The following is a 17,372-nucleotide window of genomic DNA, read 5'->3' on the forward strand; positions in this document are numbered from 1 at the left end:
TTCACCAAAGTACAACGTGATAGCTTTACCTTCATTTCCTCATCCAAACATCGGTTAAAACTTTGAACAAGCTAGTACATAAATCTAATCTCGTGTGCAACGGCTGTTTAAAATTTATCATTTTTACGAATTTCTGTCAAGAAAGGGCTTTACGACACAATCTTTCACAATTCTACAAAAATCTTTTTCTTCTTTTCGATATTGCTAATCTTAATATCTATTAAAAACAGAAATGTCGTTAATTGAAGAAAAATAATTAGGTACCATCTTAATTTGTACCCCTATAACTGGGATAAAAAAAAGCCAAAGACATTAAATCTTCGGCTGCGGCAGGACTTCTTCTTCTTCTTCTTTAAACTTATCTAATTTCGTAATCGTATCGACCAGGTGATTATTAAAAATCTGGCGGGCAACGGCCAGCAGTTCAATAATCATCGGATCCTTCAAAGTATAGATGACTTTGTTTCCTTCCTTAGTTCCTGAGACAATATTTTTAGCACGTAAAATGGTCAGCTGCTGTGAAACAGCCGAACCTTCGCTGCCAATAAGGGTTTGAATTTCATTCACATTCTTATCCCCTTCGGCGAGCAGTTCCAAAATGCGGATTCTCAGCGGATGGGCAAGTGCTTTAAAAAATTCCGCTTTAAATTGCTGTATTTCTAAATTCAAAACATCACTTCCTCATTTTTAAAAGGTAGCCGTTAACTTCGCCCTGTTGTCAACAACCTCATTTGCAGACAATTGCTTACATTCTCTAAAGGCAAAATGCTTACAACCCAAGCATCTATTTTCATTAATTTGTGAAAGTCCATACTGAATGGCTTCGCCTGTGTGTTCAAAAAAATGATCTTGCCCGATTAACTCAAATAAGCCCGTTTTATGAAGAACACTCTTTGGCTGCGAATTCAATCCTGATACCAACACTATACCACTTTTAGAAAAATGTTTCACAATACTTGCAAGGATGGCTTCACCGGTTGTATCCATTAAAGGCACCTTACTCATCCGTAATAAGAGGATTTTGGGATGATAGTTGATGGTTTCCATAATCGTTTTCTCAAACGTTTGGGCTGCTCCAAAGAATAAAGGTCCTTCCACATTAAAAATACTGATTTGCGGGCAATCGTGAGTATCGGTGACCATAGAGGTTTCCACTTTTCCTTGACTATGCTCGGGATTAGGCAATGCTTTCGCTGTCGTCGTAACATCACTCATGCGTTTAACAAACAGGATGGCAGACATGACCAATCCTATTTCAACTGCTGTCGTTAAGTTTACAAAAACGGTAAGTAAAAATGTTACCAAAAGGACAATGGAATCGGTTGATTTTGTTTTGACAATATGGGCAAATACCTTCCTTTCACTCATATTCCAAGCAACCACCATTAAAATAGGTGCCATGCTGGCAAGGGGAATATAGGAAGCCTTTGGCGCTAAAAACAGTAAAACAAGAAAGACAACGATTCCATGTGTGATTCCTGAAATAGGAGAAACAGCGCCATTCTTAATATTGGTTGCCGTCCGGGCTAATGCCCCTGTCGCTGGGATACCACCGAATAACGGAGTAATCATGTTCGCAATCCCTTGACCAATTAATTCCTTGTTGCTGTTATGTCGGCTGTTGGTCATACCATCTGCTACTACTGCTGAAAGAAGGGATTCGATTCCTCCGAGCATGGCAATTACAAATGCAGGTTTTAAAAGTTTGATCATAACATCTATATTAATTGCTGGAATGTGGAGTTCTGGTAATTTGCTTGGGATTTCACCGTATGCTGTTCCAATTGTCGCCACATGCCCTGGATAAAACAGTGCTGAAACACACGTTGATACTAATAAACCAATCAGTGGTCCGGGAACTTTTGGTGCAAATCTTGGAGTTAACAACACCATGATTAAACAAATCGCTGCTGTGATAAGACTAAATAAATTAATGGTATCTAAATGAACCACAATCTCCTTCAGATTTAATATAAATTCTTCATGTTTTTTAATACCTGTTAACCCTAAGAAACTAGCCATTTGTCCAGCAAAAATAGTAACAGCGATCCCCGCTGTAAAACCAATCGTCACCGGTCTAGGTATCCATTTAATCAGTGAACCTAGGCGAAAAATACCCATTAAAGTTAAAATCATTCCTGCCATAAAGCCCGCAATAAGAAGATTTTCATAACCATATGTCATGACAATCCCAAATAATATTGGGATAAATGCCCCTGTTGGTCCGCCAATTTGGTATTTGGAACCGCCAAGCAAGGAAATAAGAATACCTGCAACAATCGTGGTATAGATCCCGTACTCCGGCTTTACCCCAGAAGCAATGGCAAATGCCATCCCTAATGGAATGGCGATCACGCCGACAATCATCCCTGATAGCAGGTCTTTTTGTAAACTTCCAATAGAGTAATGATGGAATCTCTTATCAATATACATAGTAACCCTTCTTATCATTTATTTTATATATCTGATTATTTGAATATATAGTAATACAGATGAAACTTCAAGTACTTTTATTTAAAAAGTTTTTCTTGTTTTTCTACTTATTATAGTGTTATAATAAATGAGCGATGAGCTGAATTGTGTAAGTCGAGAAACATTCCTTTATGGAGCACACTATGTGGAGTGTGGTTGCTCGCCTCAATACGCAGGAGACGTCTGTTTTTACAGACGTCTTTTTTGTTATCTAAAATTAGCACTTTTTTCCTAAATTTCTTATAATAAACATAGGCATAGATAGAGTATGAAATGTGGAGGGATCTGGATGAATAACCATGAAATTGATTACAAGATTTATGGTGATGATATGCAATTTGTTGAGGTTGAACTTGATCCGCAAGAAACGGTTGTAGCTGAAGCAGGAAGTTTTATGATGATGGAAGATAACATACATATGGAGACAATTTTCGGTGATGGGTCCGGCAGTACAGGTGGCAGCGGTATAATGGGGAAATTATTTAGTGCTGGGAAACGAATCATAACCGGTGAGAGCCTCTTTATGACCACCTTTACTAACGTTGGTGCTGGCAAAAGACATGTTTCCTTTGCCTCCCCTTATCCAGGTAAGATTATCCCGATGGATTTAAGTGAACTTGGCGGAAAAATTATCTGTCAAAAAGATGCCTTTCTGGCTGCTGCAAAAGGAGTTCAAGTAGGCGTTGAGTTCCAACGAAAAATGGGCGTCGGCTTCTTCGGCGGCGAGGGCTTTATTATGCAAAAGCTTGAAGGTGACGGTTTGTGTTTTGTTCACGCCGGAGGGACCATTATTCGCAAAGAGCTGCTCCCAGGTCAATCACTACGTGTTGACACTGGCTGTTTAGTGGCGATGACCAGCAATGTCCAATATGATATTGAGTTTGTTAAGGGTGTTAAAACAGCCCTTTTTGGCGGAGAAGGCTTGTTTTTTGCAACATTACGAGGACCTGGATCTGTTTGGATTCAATCATTGCCTTTCAGCAGACTGGCCAGCAGGGTATTTGCTGCTGCACCATCCCGTGGTGGAGCTAAGGATGAAGGCAGTATTGCACGCGGAATTTTTGATATGTTTAATGGAGATTGAATTTCTAAGGCAGGGTCGTTTGTCGCCCCTGCTTTTTTTGTTCCTCGGCAAAAAATAAAAGTGACGATGTTAATCGCCACCCGTTATTTCATTTTTAAATTCTTCTTTTGCCTTTGGATCATTTGATCCCGTTCACCCCCATCAGATAATTCCTCAGAAAATTCATGTTCTGATGCTTTGCCCGTCAACTCACCAGTTTTAAGCGTTTTTGGTGGTAAATTATTATTAGGTGCTGCTTGTTCGTTCCAATCACTCATTGATTATCACCTCAGGCTTAGTATGGATTTTTGCAGGTACTTTATCCAAAACAAAAACGTTTGGAACCGTCCAAACGTTTTTGCCCTATTTAAATAATCATTTTCTTATTTTCATTTAAATTTAATTCTTGTTCTCCTAATCCATTGTGTTCACGTTTCTTGCTAATTTTAAAATGGTAAATAAAATAACAGGCTGCCACAAACGGAATTCCTAAATATAAGGCGAGACGTTGTTCAGAATCGAAAGCCAAACTAGTTAGCACAAGGCAGTTTAAAACTAGTCCAATGATTGGCAAGACCGGGAAAAACGGTGTTTTAAACTTCAAATCTTCAACCTTCCCGCCCTCACGAATAAACTTCCTGCGAAAAGCAATCTGTGAGGCTGTAATGGAAATCCATCCCACCTGCGCCCCTAACCCCGCAATCGAAAGAAGCCAAACAAAGACAGTCTCCTCTGCAAAAAATCCTGATAATAAGGACAACAATGCAATCCCAATGGTTAATACTAGGGCGTTAAACGGAACACCCTGCTTATTCACTTTTGTCAGCCTAGCATCAGCCATTTTTTCTTTCGACATTGCGTATAACATCCTAGTGGCCGCATAAAGACCGGAGTTTGCGACAGAAAGTAAGGCGGTAAGAATAACAAAATTCATCAAGTCCGCAGCATATGGGATCCCAATACTGTCAAAAACCACAACAAATGGACTTTCGACCACACCTGCTTGTTTCATTGGAATTAAACTTGCTAACACAAAAATCGCTAAGACAAAGAAAAATAGTGTACGCCAGACTGTTTGTTTGATTGATTTTGGAATGGTCTTCTCAGGTTCTTCACTCTCTCCCGCTGCAATACCAATTAATTCAGTCCCTTGAAAGGAAAAGTTAACGGTGATCATGGTAATGATCAAGGCTGTCAAACCATGAGGGAGCAACCCATGGGCGGTGAAATTGGATAAAAACGGTGCGGCTTGTCCACCTTTCATGTGAATGAATCCGAACATTGCAGCGCCGCCTAAAAGAATAAAGGCTAAGATAGCAAAAATTTTAATACTTGAAAACCAAAACTCGGTTTCTCCGAAGGCACGGGCAGAAAGTGCGTTAAGGGAGAATAATACAATCGCGAAAATAGCACACCATATCCAAACAGGAGAGTGTGGGAACCATCTTTGCATAAGTTGTCCGGCAGAAAGCAACTCTAATGCCACCGTTACAGACCAACCTAACCAATATAGCCAGCCAAGCGCAAATCCTGTTCCAGGTCCAATAAACTTTGTCGTATAGGTTTGAAATGAGCCCGAGACCGGCATTGCAACTGATAATTCCCCTAAACAAAGCATCGTTAAAAACATAATAAAACCACCGACAATGTATGACAAAATTGCCCCCATCGGACCAGCCTGGCTGATCGTATAACCAGACCCCAAGAAAAGACCTGATCCAATGACCCCCCCTAAAGAAATCATAAACAAATGCCGAGTTTTCATTGTTCTCTTTAATTCATGAGTCGTACTGCTCTCCTGTAAATTCATTAACCTTCCCCCCTCTAAATTGAATGCGTTTTCAATAAAAAATCATAAAAAAATCGTCAATAGTAAAAGGATAATAACTTTCGGCGCTGACATTAACAACGACCAAATCATTATAATTTTTTTACTATTCTTACTCTAAAACAATGCAATTTTTATGCCAAATTAAAAGCCTTTATTTATGAACATTATTTGAACATCATGCCAATTTTTTTGGCATCATCTATAAAGATTTTTGCATATTTAACGCAAAAATCCCCTTCCCACTTAGTGGAAAGGGGATTTATTCTTAAATCACTTTCGGTTATCAATAAATCATCTTTACTGCCAAGATTTTAAACCCAGCCGCGGAAACTGGATGCCTCCGCTACTTTTCTAATGCCCACCATATAGGCGGCTAAACGCATATCTACTTGGTGTGTCTCGGATGTCTCGTAAATCGTATCAAACGATTTAATCATGACCTTCGCAAGCTTTTCAGCCACTTCTTCTTCAGACCAGTAATAGCCTTGATTATTTTGGACCCATTCAAAATAAGAAACGGTCACACCGCCAGCACTCGCTAAAATGTCCGGAACAAGCAAAACACCTCGTTCTGTTAATATCGTGGTCGCTTCCAATGTCGTGGGTCCATTTGCCGCTTCGACCACAATTGAAGCCTTTATTTGGGCTGCATTTTGAGCGGTAATTTGGTTTGAAATGGCCGCAGGGACAAGAATATCACAATCTAACTCCAACAATTCTTGATTTGTAATCGTCTTTTCAAATAACTGAGAGAACGTACCAAAACTGTCTCTACGATCAAGTAGATAATCAATATCAAGACCATTCGCGTCATAGATACCGCCATACACATCGGATACGCCAATGACCTTTGCACCAGCAGAGTGCAAAAATTTTGCCAGATAGCTGCCGGCATTCCCAAATCCTTGAATCACCACTCTTGCACCTTTTAAGTCGATGCCCTTTTTCTTGACGGCTTCTTCAATACAGATGGTCACACCGGCAGCGGTTGCCGTTTCCCGTCCCTTAGAGCCGCCAAGAACTAATGGTTTCCCTGTAATAAATCCAGGGGAATCAAATTCTCGAATCCGGCTGTACTCATCCATCATCCATGCCATAATTTGCGAATTGGTATAAACATCAGGGGCCGGAATGTCTTTTGTAGGTCCAACAATTTGGCTGATTGCCCGCACATAGCCACGGCTAAGTCTTTCAAGTTCTCTAAAGGACATGTTTCTTGGATCGCAAATGATCCCACCTTTACCTCCGCCATAAGGAAGATCGGTAATTCCGCACTTTAAACTCATCCAAATCGACAATGCCTTTACTTCTTCTTCATCCACCTCTGGATGAAAGCGAACTCCGCCCTTTGTCGGCCCTACTGCATCATTATGCTGAGAACGGTAGCCAGTATACACTTTTACCGTACCGTCGTCCATCCTTACTGGAATTCTTACGGTTAATACACGAAGCGGATCTTTTAAAAGCTCATACATTTCTTCTGTATATCCTAGCTTACCTAGTGCTTTTCGAATCACGAATTGCGTGGAGTAAAAAAGATTTAACGACTCTTGTTCTTTTTGTTGTTCCTTAGACATTTCATCAACTAATGGATTAGCAGGCATCTAGGCCACCCCTTATTTTAATAGAGTAATATTTTTATGATAAAACACGCTTGATTTTTTCAACGGCCCAATTGATTTCTTCTTTTTTAATAATGAGCGGGGGCGCAAACCGAATAACAGTATCGTGGGTTTCTTTGCATAATAACCCTGCTTCTTTTAATTTTTCACAATAAGGTCTTGCAGCCTCAGATAATTCCACACCAATAAACAAGCCTTTACCACGAATTTCCTTAATGAAAGGATTGTTAATGGTTTTTAATTGATCAAGAAAATACTTCCCTAATTCAAGCGAACGTTCGGTTAGGTTCTCTTCCTCAATCACTTCTAAAGCAGCTAGTGAAACGGCGCATGCCAGTGGATTCCCACCAAACGTGGAACCATGTGAACCTGGATTAAATACGCCTAGTATATCTGTATTCGCGACTACGCAAGAAATTGGGAAAACTCCGCCTCCTAGTGCTTTTCCTAGAATCAACATATCGGGCTCAACTTCTTCCCAGTCACAAGCAAACATTTTACCAGTACGTGCTAAACCTACCTGGATTTCATCGGCAATAAATAAAACTTTATTGTCTTTACACAAGTCAGAAGCTTGTTTTAAAAATCCTTCAGGAGGTAAGATAATCCCTGCTTCACCTTGAATCGGCTCGATTAAAAATCCAGCTGTATTTGGTGTAATCGCAGCTTTTAATGCGTCTATGTCACCATAAGGAATCAATTTAATACCAGGAAGCATAGGACCAAATCCGCGTTTATATTCTGGATCAGAGGAGAGCGACACAGCCCCCATTGTCCGCCCATGGAAGTTTCCTATACAAGCTATGATTTCAGCCTGATTTTCAGCAATCCCTTTTACATCATAGCCCCAGCGCCGTGCTGCTTTTAGAGCGGTTTCAACTGCTTCCGCACCTGTATTCATTGGCAGAGCCATATTCTTTTTTGTCAGCTTACATATTTTTTCGTACCATGGACCCAGTTGGTCATTATGGAAGGCACGAGAAGTTAGCGTTACTTTGTCAGCTTGATTTTTTAAAGCTTGAATAATTTTCGGGTGACGATGTCCCTGATTCACAGCCGAATAGGCGCTAAGCATATCCAAATATCGTTTGCCTTCAGGACTTTCCACCCACACCCCTTCTGCTTTTGAAATAACAATTGGCAGTGGATGATAGTTATTTGCACCAAATTTATTTGTTTGATCAATAATCTCCGTAGTTTTAGTCGTAATTGTCATGTCGTTTCCCCCTTTTTTCTTAAAGAGAACATCGCTAGATGCCCTCAATTCATACAATCCTAGAGCATTTCGGAAGTTGTTTTTGCCTGCATATGAAGAAGTAGATAGTCAGGTCCACCGGCTTTTGAATCTGTTCCCGACATATTAAATCCGCCAAATGGCTGATAACCAACAATAGCGCCCGTACATACCCGGTTAAAATAAAGATTCCCTACATGGAATTCTTCTTTTGCTCTCTCAATGTGTTCGCGATTATTGGAAATTAGTGCTCCTGTTAAACCGTAATCTGTGTTGTTAGCAATCTTCATCATATGATCAAAATCACGGGCTTTACAGAAAGCTAACACTGGTCCAAAGATTTCTTCCTGCATGAGGCGGGCATTTTCATCCATGTCAGCAAAGACGGTCGGTTGAATAAAGTAACCTTTTGAGTCATCCCCTTCACCGCCTGTCAGTAATCGCCCCTCTTCCTTGCCAATTTCGATATAATTCATTATCTTTTTGAAGGATCTCTCATCTATTACCGGTCCCATATAAGTTTCTTTTAATTCTGGGTTACCGATGGTAAGTGTTTTTGTTAAGGCAACAGCCTTTTCAAGGACAATGTCATATACGTCTTGATGGACAACTGCGCGAGAGCCAGCTGAACATTTTTGTCCAGAATAGCCAAAGGCTGAGTAAACAATTGAAGCTGCAGCTAGATCCAAATCGGCGTCATTATCAACAACAACCGTATCTTTACCGCCCATTTCTGCAATGACACGCTTTAACCAAATTTGTCCTGGATTAACCTTAGCCGCCCGTTCATATATACGGCAGCCTACCTCCCGTGAACCAGTAAAAGAAACAAAACGGGTTTTTGGATGATCCACTAAGTAATCACCTATTTGGGCTCCGCTGCCAGGTACAAAGTTTAAAACCCCATTTGGCAGACCTGCTTCATGCATGAGCTCCACAAATTTAGCAGCCACGATTGGTGTTGAGTTCGCCGGCTTTAACAGAACAGTATTGCCAGAGACAATCGCAGCAACCGTTGTACCTGCCATAATCGCAAGTGGGAAGTTAAACGGTGAAATAATGATTCCAACTCCGAGCGGAATATAGTGAAACTGATTTATTTCACCTTTACGGCTTTTAACTGGAACTCCATCTTTAATCAATAACATTTGTCTAGCGTAAAACTCAAGAAAATCAATGGCCTCTGCCGTATCTGCATCGGCTTCTCCCCAAGGCTTTCCTGCTTCTTTTACTAGATAGCTAGAAAATTCATGTTTACGACGTCGCAACATGGCCGCTGCACGAAATAAGATATGGGCACGGTGCTCTGGTTTCCACTTTTTCCAAGATTCGAACGCTGTTAAAGCAGCCTGCATCGCTTTTTCTGCTAGTTCTTGATTGGCCATTGAAACACTGCCAATCACCTCTTCTTTATTTGCCGGATTAATGGATTGCATTTTTTCCTCTGTTGTAATGGATTTACCGCCAATAATGACTGGATAGTGTTTTCCTAATTGACTTTGAACGAAGGCAAGAGCATCTTTGAATTCTTGTATATTTTTTTCCTCAGTAAAATTCGTAAATGGTTCATGTGAGTATGAGTACATGATATTTCCCCCTTTTTGATATTCACTAATTTAAATTGCAAATTTCGTGCCAACTATGATTTTGCAGTTTAACAGCTTTCTAATGATATTTAGAGCAAATATTTTTTGCGTAAAATGAAAAATTTTTATTTAAAACGCAAAAATATTTTGCATTATAAAGGTTTCTTTGTTTAAATAAGTGCATAGAGGAAAAACAAGGGGTATGTATATCATGGAAAAAACAAATAAGCATTTACTTTACTTAACCCATATATATAAACGGATATTGGATGAGATTGATGTCGGAGTTCATGCCGTCGATGAAACGGGTAAAACGATTATTTATAATAAAAAAATGATGCAAATTGAATCAATGGATTTTCAAGATGTTATCGATAAAAATTTGTTAGATGTGTTTATGTTTAAAGATGATCAATCAAGCACACTAGTAAAAGCGCTTCAAGAAGGAAAAGAAACAAGTAATGTTAAGCAGACCTATTTTAATAATAAGGGGCGTGAAATTACCACTATTAACAACACAATCCCTATCTATTCAAACGATCAATTAGAAGGTGCTGTTGAAATTGCCAATGACGTAACTAAACTTGAACGCTTAATCAAAGGCAACATGAATAAAGGGAACACTAAATATACTTTTGATAACATTATTGGGATTAGTCCCGCCATTCAAGAAGTCATAGAATCAGCCAAACGTGCAACAAGAACCTCCTCTTATGTATTGATTGTAGGGGATACTGGTACAGGAAAAGAACTGTTTGCCCAAAGTATACATAATGGTAGCGAGCGATTGTCCGGGCCATTTATTTCTCAAAACTGTGCAGCTTTACCGGATAATCTAATTGAGAGCCTTCTGTTCGGAACCAAACGCGGAGCATTTACAGGAGCGGTCGATACACCGGGATTATTTGAACAAGCAAACGGCGGGACCTTGCTGCTTGATGAAATTAATTCCTTAAATTTAAATCTTCAAGCAAAATTACTTCGAGTCCTTCAAGAAAAAACAATAAGAAGGATTGGGGATACAAAGGATACACCTGTTGATGTCAGGGTCATTGCCAACATGAATGAAGATCCGATTGATGCGGTGGCTAATAATCGGATGCGTAAAGACTTGTATTACCGGCTCGGTGTCGTTACGATTTTTGTTCCGCCATTAAGTGAACGGAAAGAAGATATCCCATTACTGGTAGAGCATTTTATTGAGAAATATAATGAACGTTTTCAGATGCGGGTTAGGGGGCTTTCCGAAGAAGTTAAACAGTCTTTCTTTGAATATGAATGGCATGGAAATATTCGCGAATTGGAGCATATTATTGAAGCTGCCATGAACATCATGATGGATGATGAAGACTTCATTCGATACCGCCATTTACCATACCAGTATCGAAACAAAATGCAGTTAAAAGAAAGATTAATGCCTCTCTCTACAGTGGATACCTTTATGAAAGAAAATGGAGATGTGACGGTGCCTTTAAAAGATCAATTAGAACTATTTGAAAAAACCTATATTGCCCATGTACTAAAGAAAAATAATTTTAATATTTCAAAGACTGCCATGTTACTTGGCTTAAGCCGTCAAAGCTTACAATACCGATTGAAAAAATTAAATTTAGATATGGATAACTAAAAAAATTGTACAAGCATTACATCAGAAGAATCACTATTTGAAAGCTTTTTCATATCATATATCAACAGGAAAATATAACGATTAATAACTTAGTAAGCATTCCCTTTTATGATATAAAAACATGCAAGCATAAATATTCCATTTTTCCCCCATACTAAGTAAAAACGATGAGGTGAAGAAAATGGGACTACTCAACTCATTTAATCAATGGAAAGAGGCTAGATACCAAAATCATGTCTCCAATATGAAGGAGCAAGGCAAATGCCCAGATTGTGAAGGAAGAGGGTACACTGTGTATCCTTATAATGAATTTGCCTACTTTAATTCATTTGAATGCCCAGGATGCCAAGGCAGCGGTCAATACGCGGATTGGGAAGAAATGAAGTAATGAAAGAGAATTCCCCCTTAAATAAAATTCCCTGCATGTTTGGACATGCAGGGATTTCCTATTTTTCGCATAATAAACTTATCATTTTTAGACTGCTAACTGACAGATTCAGCCATTAGAACTATGAATAATAAGTGAGAGATAGACAAATAGTAATACTTAGGTTTTGCTTCAATAAATGGAGGTGCTTTTATGTCTGTTTATGTGTATCAGACGTTTATCATTAAACAAGACAAATTTCAAGAAGGGATCGAAAATTTAAGGGAGATTAAAAAGTTTAGAAATGAAAACTATGATCAAAAGGTGGAAATTCTAACTCCCATTTCCGGAGAAGATCACACGTTCGCCCTCCTATCGATTTATGAAGGGCTTGCTGAAATGGAATTACAAAACAAAAAAATGTTTGATGATGAAGAATACATAGAACTTATCGGTCCCTTCTTTTTAGAAAATATTGAGCAGGGCAGTATGTATACACAAATTTATCGTACCTTAAGTGACCGTAAAATGGATAAGAAAAAAGATAAAGAGAAGGAAAAATAAGTTTTTAGAGGAAAAAGGGCGATAAGCCCTTATTTTTTTATCTGTCTAAAAATGACTGATTGAATTTCCTTAACAGCTTCCCAAAAACCTGACGCTCTTCTTCCGGCCAATCTTGTAGTAATTCGGTAATTCGTTCTAAACGAGACTTCATATGATCATGTAATTCTGTTTGTCCTAACTCTGTAATTTGAAAGGTATATGCCCTTCCATCTAACGGATCAGGTATTTTATACAAGTAGCCCTTTTGCTCTAGAGCGGCTGCTTGTCTGCTGACAGTTGATATATCCAATTGAAATTCACCTGCTAAAACCTTTACCCCCACTGCCCCTTTCATTGCAATGCGACGAAGTAATAAATAGGCAGCACGATCAAGATTCCCACTTTTTTTATTGGTGGCAGATGTAGTTCGTCGCAGCAGAATCGCTAATTCAAGTTCAATCATTTCCAGAGCATTATCATTCATTTCTGTGACCTCACCATATTCAAGTTACTAACATAATCATATCATAATCAAAATTATTTACGAATTCATAACGAAAGACTTTTTAAAACATCATTGACGTAGTAGAAAATAGTTGTATAATACAATCATATAGTTTCATTATACAACTATATCTAATATTATTTCAAATTATTAAGGAGAGATGTGAATGTCATCGAAGCCGCAGTCAATTGCGTCAACCTCAGCAAACACTTCAAAATCAGATTCGCAGGGCTCACTATTAAAACAACCAAAAGCAGTATGGGCTGTTTTTTTTGCCAGCATTATTGCGTTTATGGGCTTAGGACTAGTTGACCCTATTTTACCAGCCATTGCAGTACAATTACATGCCACACAAAGTCAAGTTACCCTATTATTCACTAGCTATAATGCAGTTATGGCAGTTGCCATGCTGATTACGGGTATGATTTCATCAAGGCTGGGAATTAAATGGACCCTTCTTTCTGGGATTGTTATTATTGCAGTCTTTTCAGCCCTTGGCGGCTTATCAAATGGTATTTGGTCGCTAGTTAGTCTTCGTGGCGGCTGGGGACTAGGAAATGCATTATTTGTTGCAACTGCTCTTGCAGCGATTGTCTCGCTTTCTAATAGCGGAACAGCAAAAGCCATTATCTTGTATGAGGCTGCCATTGGTCTAGGAATATCAGTAGGTCCGCTTCTAGGTGGCTGGTTAGGAGCAATGTCATGGAGAGGTCCGTTTCTTGGCGTTGCCACACTAATGGTCGTAGCTTTTATCGGGTTAATTCTCTTAATGCCCAAAGCAAGCCAAGATCAAAAAAGCCAAACAAAAACTTCTTTGGCAGATCCTTTCCGTGCACTAAAACACCGTTCACTCTTGGTTTTCGGGATTGCGGCAGCACTCTATAATTTCGGCTTTTTTACATTGCTTGCCTATGCCCCATTTGTTATGGGATTGGATGAACATGGGCTTGGATTTGTATTCCTAGGCTGGGGTGTTTTACTGGCAATTACCTCTGTCTTTATGGCTCCAAAACTGCAACAAAAGTTTGGAACGATTAAATCAATGTGTGCCATGCTGATTATGTTTGGAATCCTACTTTTTGTCATGGGTACATGGACATCTACACAAATGGTTATCATTATTTGCGTCATTGCGGCTGGTGCCTTATTAGGTAATAATAATACACTGATTACAACAGCGGTTATGAATGCAGCACCTGTACAACGCTCTACAGCTTCTGCCGCTTACAGCTTCCTTCGCTTTATTGGCGGTGCCATTGCACCTTATATGGCCGGAAAACTTTCGGAGATTTATAATCCCTCTGTTCCGTTTATTGTCGGGGGATGCTTTGTACTTATCTCTGTAATATTCATATTAATAAACAAAAAGCACATTAACCATGTTGACGAGGTTGAATTAGGTCATTAATTATTTTCAGGTGGGATCTGTCAGATAGATAGATCCTTTTCTTTTATCCATTTGTGAAACATTCAGTGAATATCCCGCTTTTTAAAACGACCGCCTCTAACTTCAGCTATGTCTGCAATAGCTAAAAATGCTGTTGGGTCAATTTCTTCCACAATAGTGGTTAATTTTGATTCTTCTAATCGGGAAATGATACTGAAAATGACCTTCTTATTATCTCCTGTATAGGCACCTTCACCGTTTAAATAGGTTACTCCCCGTCCTAATCGGTCATTAACGGCATTTCCAATTTCTTCTGCATTGTCACTAATAATCCAGACTGATTTTGTTTCTTCAAGTCCCTGGACAACTGTATCAATTGCTTTCGATGCAATCACATAGGCTAATAAGGAGTACATGGCACGATCCCAGGTAAAGACAAAACCGGCCGCTCCTAAGATAAAAATGTTCATAAACATAATAATTTGCCCAACTGAAAAAGGAACTTTTTTACTAATAACTAGAGCTAGTATTTCTGTGCCATCTAATGCTCCACCATTACGAATGACAAGACCAACTCCTATTCCTAAAATCATTCCGCCAAAAAGGGTTGCTAGGAGGATATCTTCTGTAAAAGGAGGAATGGGGTGAAAAAACGAAGTAAAGATGGATAAAACAATAATTCCATATACGGTTGAAAAAGCAAAAGTTTTTCCCATTTGTTTATAGCCCAGATAAACGAAAGGCAGGTTCAATACAAATAGAAAGAGTCCCAATTTCCATCCAGTAATATGCGCCAACATAATAGAGATACCTGTAATGCCCCCATCAATGACATTGTTGGGAACTAAAAATATTTCTAGTCCTGTTGCCATGAGAATGGCTCCAATGGTTATGGCAATGATTCTAATAATGATTCTGCTGAGAGGAAGTTTACGATGCTGAAGATTTTCCTTGATTAATTCGGTCATTCAATCACTCCTTATTCATTGTATTCTGCCATACGATCATCCAATCTATTAGGAATAGGAATACCTATAAAAACGTTCTATATAGTATTATATCATATTTTTCATAAAAAATGAACTGGAGTTCAGATTCTTATTATAAAAAGGGATTGCAGCTGAACTGCAATCCCTTTGTTTTTATACCATAACCTTACAAATATTATTTGTAAATTCAACCGGATCCTCGATTGGTAGTCCTTCTATAAGCAATGCCTGATTATATAACAAGTTTGTGTATAACGTTAACTTCTCTTGATCCTTTTCAAAAGCATCCTTTAATGATGCAAATACATCATGATGCACATTAATTTCAAGGACCTTGTCTGCCTTTACATTTTGACTGTTTGGCATCGCATTTAGAATTTTTTCCATCTCAATTGATACCGCACCATCTGTTGTTAAACAGACAGGATGAGTTTTAAGTCGTTTTGATATTCTTACATCCTTAACCTTTTCAGAAAGAGTATTTTTCATAAAATCAAATAACCCTTTGTTCTCTTGCTCCTCAGCAGCAGTATCTTGGCTTTCATCAGCAGTAAAGCCTAAATCTCCACTTGAAACAGATTTAAACTCTTTTTCTTTGTAGGACATGACCATTCTAATCGCGAACTCATCAATCTCCTCAGTGAAATATAAAATTTCATATCCTTTATCTGCCACTAATTCCGTTTGCGGCAGCTTGTCAATCCGCTCATTGGACTCTCCTGTTGCATAATAAATATATTTTTGATCTTCTGGCATTCTTGAAACATACTCATCAAGCGTGACCAATTTTTTCTCTTTAGATGAGTAGAACATTAATAAATCCTGAAGTTCATCTTTATGGGTTCCGTAATCACTGTATACTCCAAATTTTAACTGTCTGCCAAATGCCTTGAAGAACTCTTCGTACTTTTCTCGTTCATTATTTAAAATTGATAATAATTCACTTTTAATTTTCTTGTTGATATTCTTGGCAATCAGCTTCAATTGACGGTCATGCTGAAGCATTTCTCTTGAGATATTTAATGACAGGTCCTCAGAGTCTACCATCCCTTTAACAAAGCTAAAATAGTCAGGAAGCAAGTCCGCACACTTATTCATGATTAACACACCATTAGAATACAACTCCAACCCTTTTTCATATTCTTGTGTGTAATAATCAAATGGGATGTTCTCAGGAATATAAAGAATCGCATTATATCTTACTGCACCATCCACGCTGATATGAACATGTTTAAGCGGTTTGTCAAAACCGTAGCGTTTCTCAGCATAAAAATGCTCATAATCCTCCTTTGTTAAATCCTTCTTATTCTTTCTCCAAATCGGAACCATACTATTAATCGTTTGCTCTTCAACTACATCCTCATACTCACTTTCACTACCTTCTTTTAACTTTCTTTCTGTTACATCCATCTTAATGGGGTAGCGAATAAAATCTGAATATTTTTTGATGATAGACTTTAAACGATATTCTTCAAGGTACTCATCATAGTTTTCATCTTCCGTATTTTCTTTTATTTTTAAGGTAATTTCTGTACCAACGGAATCCTTTTCAACTGGAGTGATCGTGTAACCATCAGCACCTTGTGATTCCCACTTATAGGCTGCTTCACTGCCCAATGCTTTACTGATAACGGTAACTTCATCAGCAACCATAAATGCAGAATAAAAACCTACACCAAATTGGCCGATGATGTCATATCCATCTTTAATTTCATTTTCCTTTTTGAAAGCTAATGATCCACTTTTGGCAATGGTACCTAGATTATTTTCAAGCTCTTCCAAAGTCATGCCAATGCCGGTATCAGTAATTTTCAGGACTCTATTGTCCTTATCAGCCGTTACTTTTATGTAGTAGCTATCTTTATCAAAGGTCAACGAATCATCTGTTAAGGCTTTATAATATATTTTATCAATGGCATCGCTTGCATTCGACAATAACTCTCTTAAAAAAATCTCCCGGTGAGTATAAATTGAGTTAATCATCATGTCTAATAGACGTTTGGACTCTGCTTTAAATTGCTTTGTTTCCATCAAGACCTCTCCTTTTTCAACCAAATATACCTTTATTTTAGCACTCTAAACAATTGAGTGCTAACCCATTATTTTAATAACATATTTATTGAATTTTTGTCAAGAAAAAATAGCA

15 protein-coding genes are annotated in these 17,372 nt (G+C 38.5%); 5 read left to right on the plus strand and 10 right to left on the minus strand.

What is annotated here, in order from left to right; translation table 11 throughout:
- Positions 1–312 precede the first annotated feature (312 nt).
- A complete protein-coding gene (locus JOC76_RS19685) occupies positions 313–669 on the minus strand; it encodes an ArsR/SmtB family transcription factor (RefSeq protein ID WP_205180491.1) in 357 nt (118 codons plus the stop codon).
- Between the two features lie 18 nt (positions 670–687).
- A complete protein-coding gene (locus tag JOC76_RS19690; RefSeq protein WP_205180492.1) occupies positions 688–2,433 on the minus strand; it encodes a SulP family inorganic anion transporter in 1,746 nt (581 codons plus the stop codon).
- Positions 2,434–2,761: 328 nt separating this feature from the next.
- Between JOC76_RS19690 and JOC76_RS19695 the strand changes: the two genes are divergently transcribed.
- Positions 2,762–3,556 carry a TIGR00266 family protein gene (locus JOC76_RS19695; protein WP_205180493.1) on the plus strand — a complete coding sequence of 265 codons (795 nt, stop codon included), beginning with the start codon at positions 2,762–2,764 and terminating at the stop codon, positions 3,554–3,556.
- An 83-nt stretch (positions 3,557–3,639) separates the two neighbouring features.
- Here JOC76_RS19695 and JOC76_RS19700 read toward each other — a convergent pair whose 3' ends face one another.
- The 5 genes from JOC76_RS19700 to pruA form a co-directional block, all read right to left on the minus strand.
- On the minus strand, positions 3,640–3,813 hold the full coding sequence (locus JOC76_RS19700) for a hypothetical protein (RefSeq protein WP_205180494.1): 174 nt from the start codon (positions 3,811–3,813) through the stop codon (positions 3,640–3,642).
- Positions 3,814–3,902: 89 nt separating this feature from the next.
- Positions 3,903–5,345, minus strand: a complete 1,443-nt coding sequence (locus JOC76_RS19705) for an amino acid permease (protein WP_205180495.1) — start codon at positions 5,343–5,345, stop codon at positions 3,903–3,905.
- A 332-nt stretch (positions 5,346–5,677) separates the two neighbouring features.
- The gene (locus JOC76_RS19710) at positions 5,678–6,970 is read right to left on the minus strand and encodes a Glu/Leu/Phe/Val family dehydrogenase (RefSeq protein WP_275591380.1); all 1,293 of its coding nucleotides are present in this window, start codon (positions 6,968–6,970) and stop codon (positions 5,678–5,680) included.
- 34 nt (positions 6,971–7,004) lie between these two features.
- Positions 7,005–8,204: an ornithine--oxo-acid transaminase gene (locus tag JOC76_RS19715; protein ID WP_205180496.1), complete on the minus strand. Its 1,200-nt coding sequence runs from the start codon at positions 8,202–8,204 to the stop codon at positions 7,005–7,007.
- A 59-nt stretch (positions 8,205–8,263) separates the two neighbouring features.
- Entirely contained in the window at positions 8,264–9,808 is a 1,545-nt protein-coding gene (pruA, locus tag JOC76_RS19720; RefSeq protein ID WP_239557838.1) for an L-glutamate gamma-semialdehyde dehydrogenase, read from the minus strand.
- A 211-nt stretch (positions 9,809–10,019) separates the two neighbouring features.
- On the opposite strand from pruA, the gene JOC76_RS19725 reads away from it, so the two are divergent.
- From JOC76_RS19725 to JOC76_RS19735, 3 genes are all read left to right on the plus strand, one after another.
- Positions 10,020–11,435, plus strand: a complete 1,416-nt coding sequence (locus JOC76_RS19725) for a sigma-54 interaction domain-containing protein (RefSeq protein ID WP_205180497.1) — start codon at positions 10,020–10,022, stop codon at positions 11,433–11,435.
- 181 nt (positions 11,436–11,616) lie between these two features.
- Positions 11,617–11,823: a DnaJ-like cysteine-rich domain-containing protein gene (locus tag JOC76_RS19730; RefSeq protein ID WP_205180498.1), complete on the plus strand. Its 207-nt coding sequence runs from the start codon at positions 11,617–11,619 to the stop codon at positions 11,821–11,823.
- A 192-nt stretch (positions 11,824–12,015) separates the two neighbouring features.
- Complete coding sequence (locus tag JOC76_RS19735; RefSeq protein WP_205180499.1) at positions 12,016–12,366, plus strand: hypothetical protein; 351 nt, start codon at positions 12,016–12,018, stop codon at positions 12,364–12,366.
- A gap of 37 nt (positions 12,367–12,403) precedes the next feature.
- On the opposite strand, the gene JOC76_RS19740 is transcribed toward JOC76_RS19735, so the two are convergent.
- Positions 12,404–12,829, minus strand: coding sequence for a MarR family winged helix-turn-helix transcriptional regulator (locus tag JOC76_RS19740; protein WP_205180500.1), 426 nt, complete (start codon positions 12,827–12,829; stop codon positions 12,404–12,406).
- 187 nt (positions 12,830–13,016) lie between these two features.
- On the opposite strand from JOC76_RS19740, the gene JOC76_RS19745 reads away from it, so the two are divergent.
- The gene (locus tag JOC76_RS19745; RefSeq protein WP_205180501.1) at positions 13,017–14,258 is read left to right on the plus strand and encodes an MFS transporter; all 1,242 of its coding nucleotides are present in this window, start codon (positions 13,017–13,019) and stop codon (positions 14,256–14,258) included.
- Between the two features lie 62 nt (positions 14,259–14,320).
- Here the strand turns inward: JOC76_RS19745 and JOC76_RS19750 are convergent, their stop codons facing one another.
- Entirely contained in the window at positions 14,321–15,205 is an 885-nt protein-coding gene (locus JOC76_RS19750; protein ID WP_205180502.1) for a YitT family protein, read from the minus strand.
- A gap of 174 nt (positions 15,206–15,379) precedes the next feature.
- Positions 15,380–17,257: a molecular chaperone HtpG gene (gene htpG / locus JOC76_RS19755; RefSeq protein WP_205180503.1), complete on the minus strand. Its 1,878-nt coding sequence runs from the start codon at positions 17,255–17,257 to the stop codon at positions 15,380–15,382.
- Positions 17,258–17,372: the final 115 nt, after the last annotated feature.

The organism is Neobacillus cucumis, assembly GCF_016908975.1.
Taxonomy (GTDB): Bacteria; Bacillota; Bacilli; order Bacillales; family Cytobacillaceae; genus Neobacillus; species Neobacillus cucumis.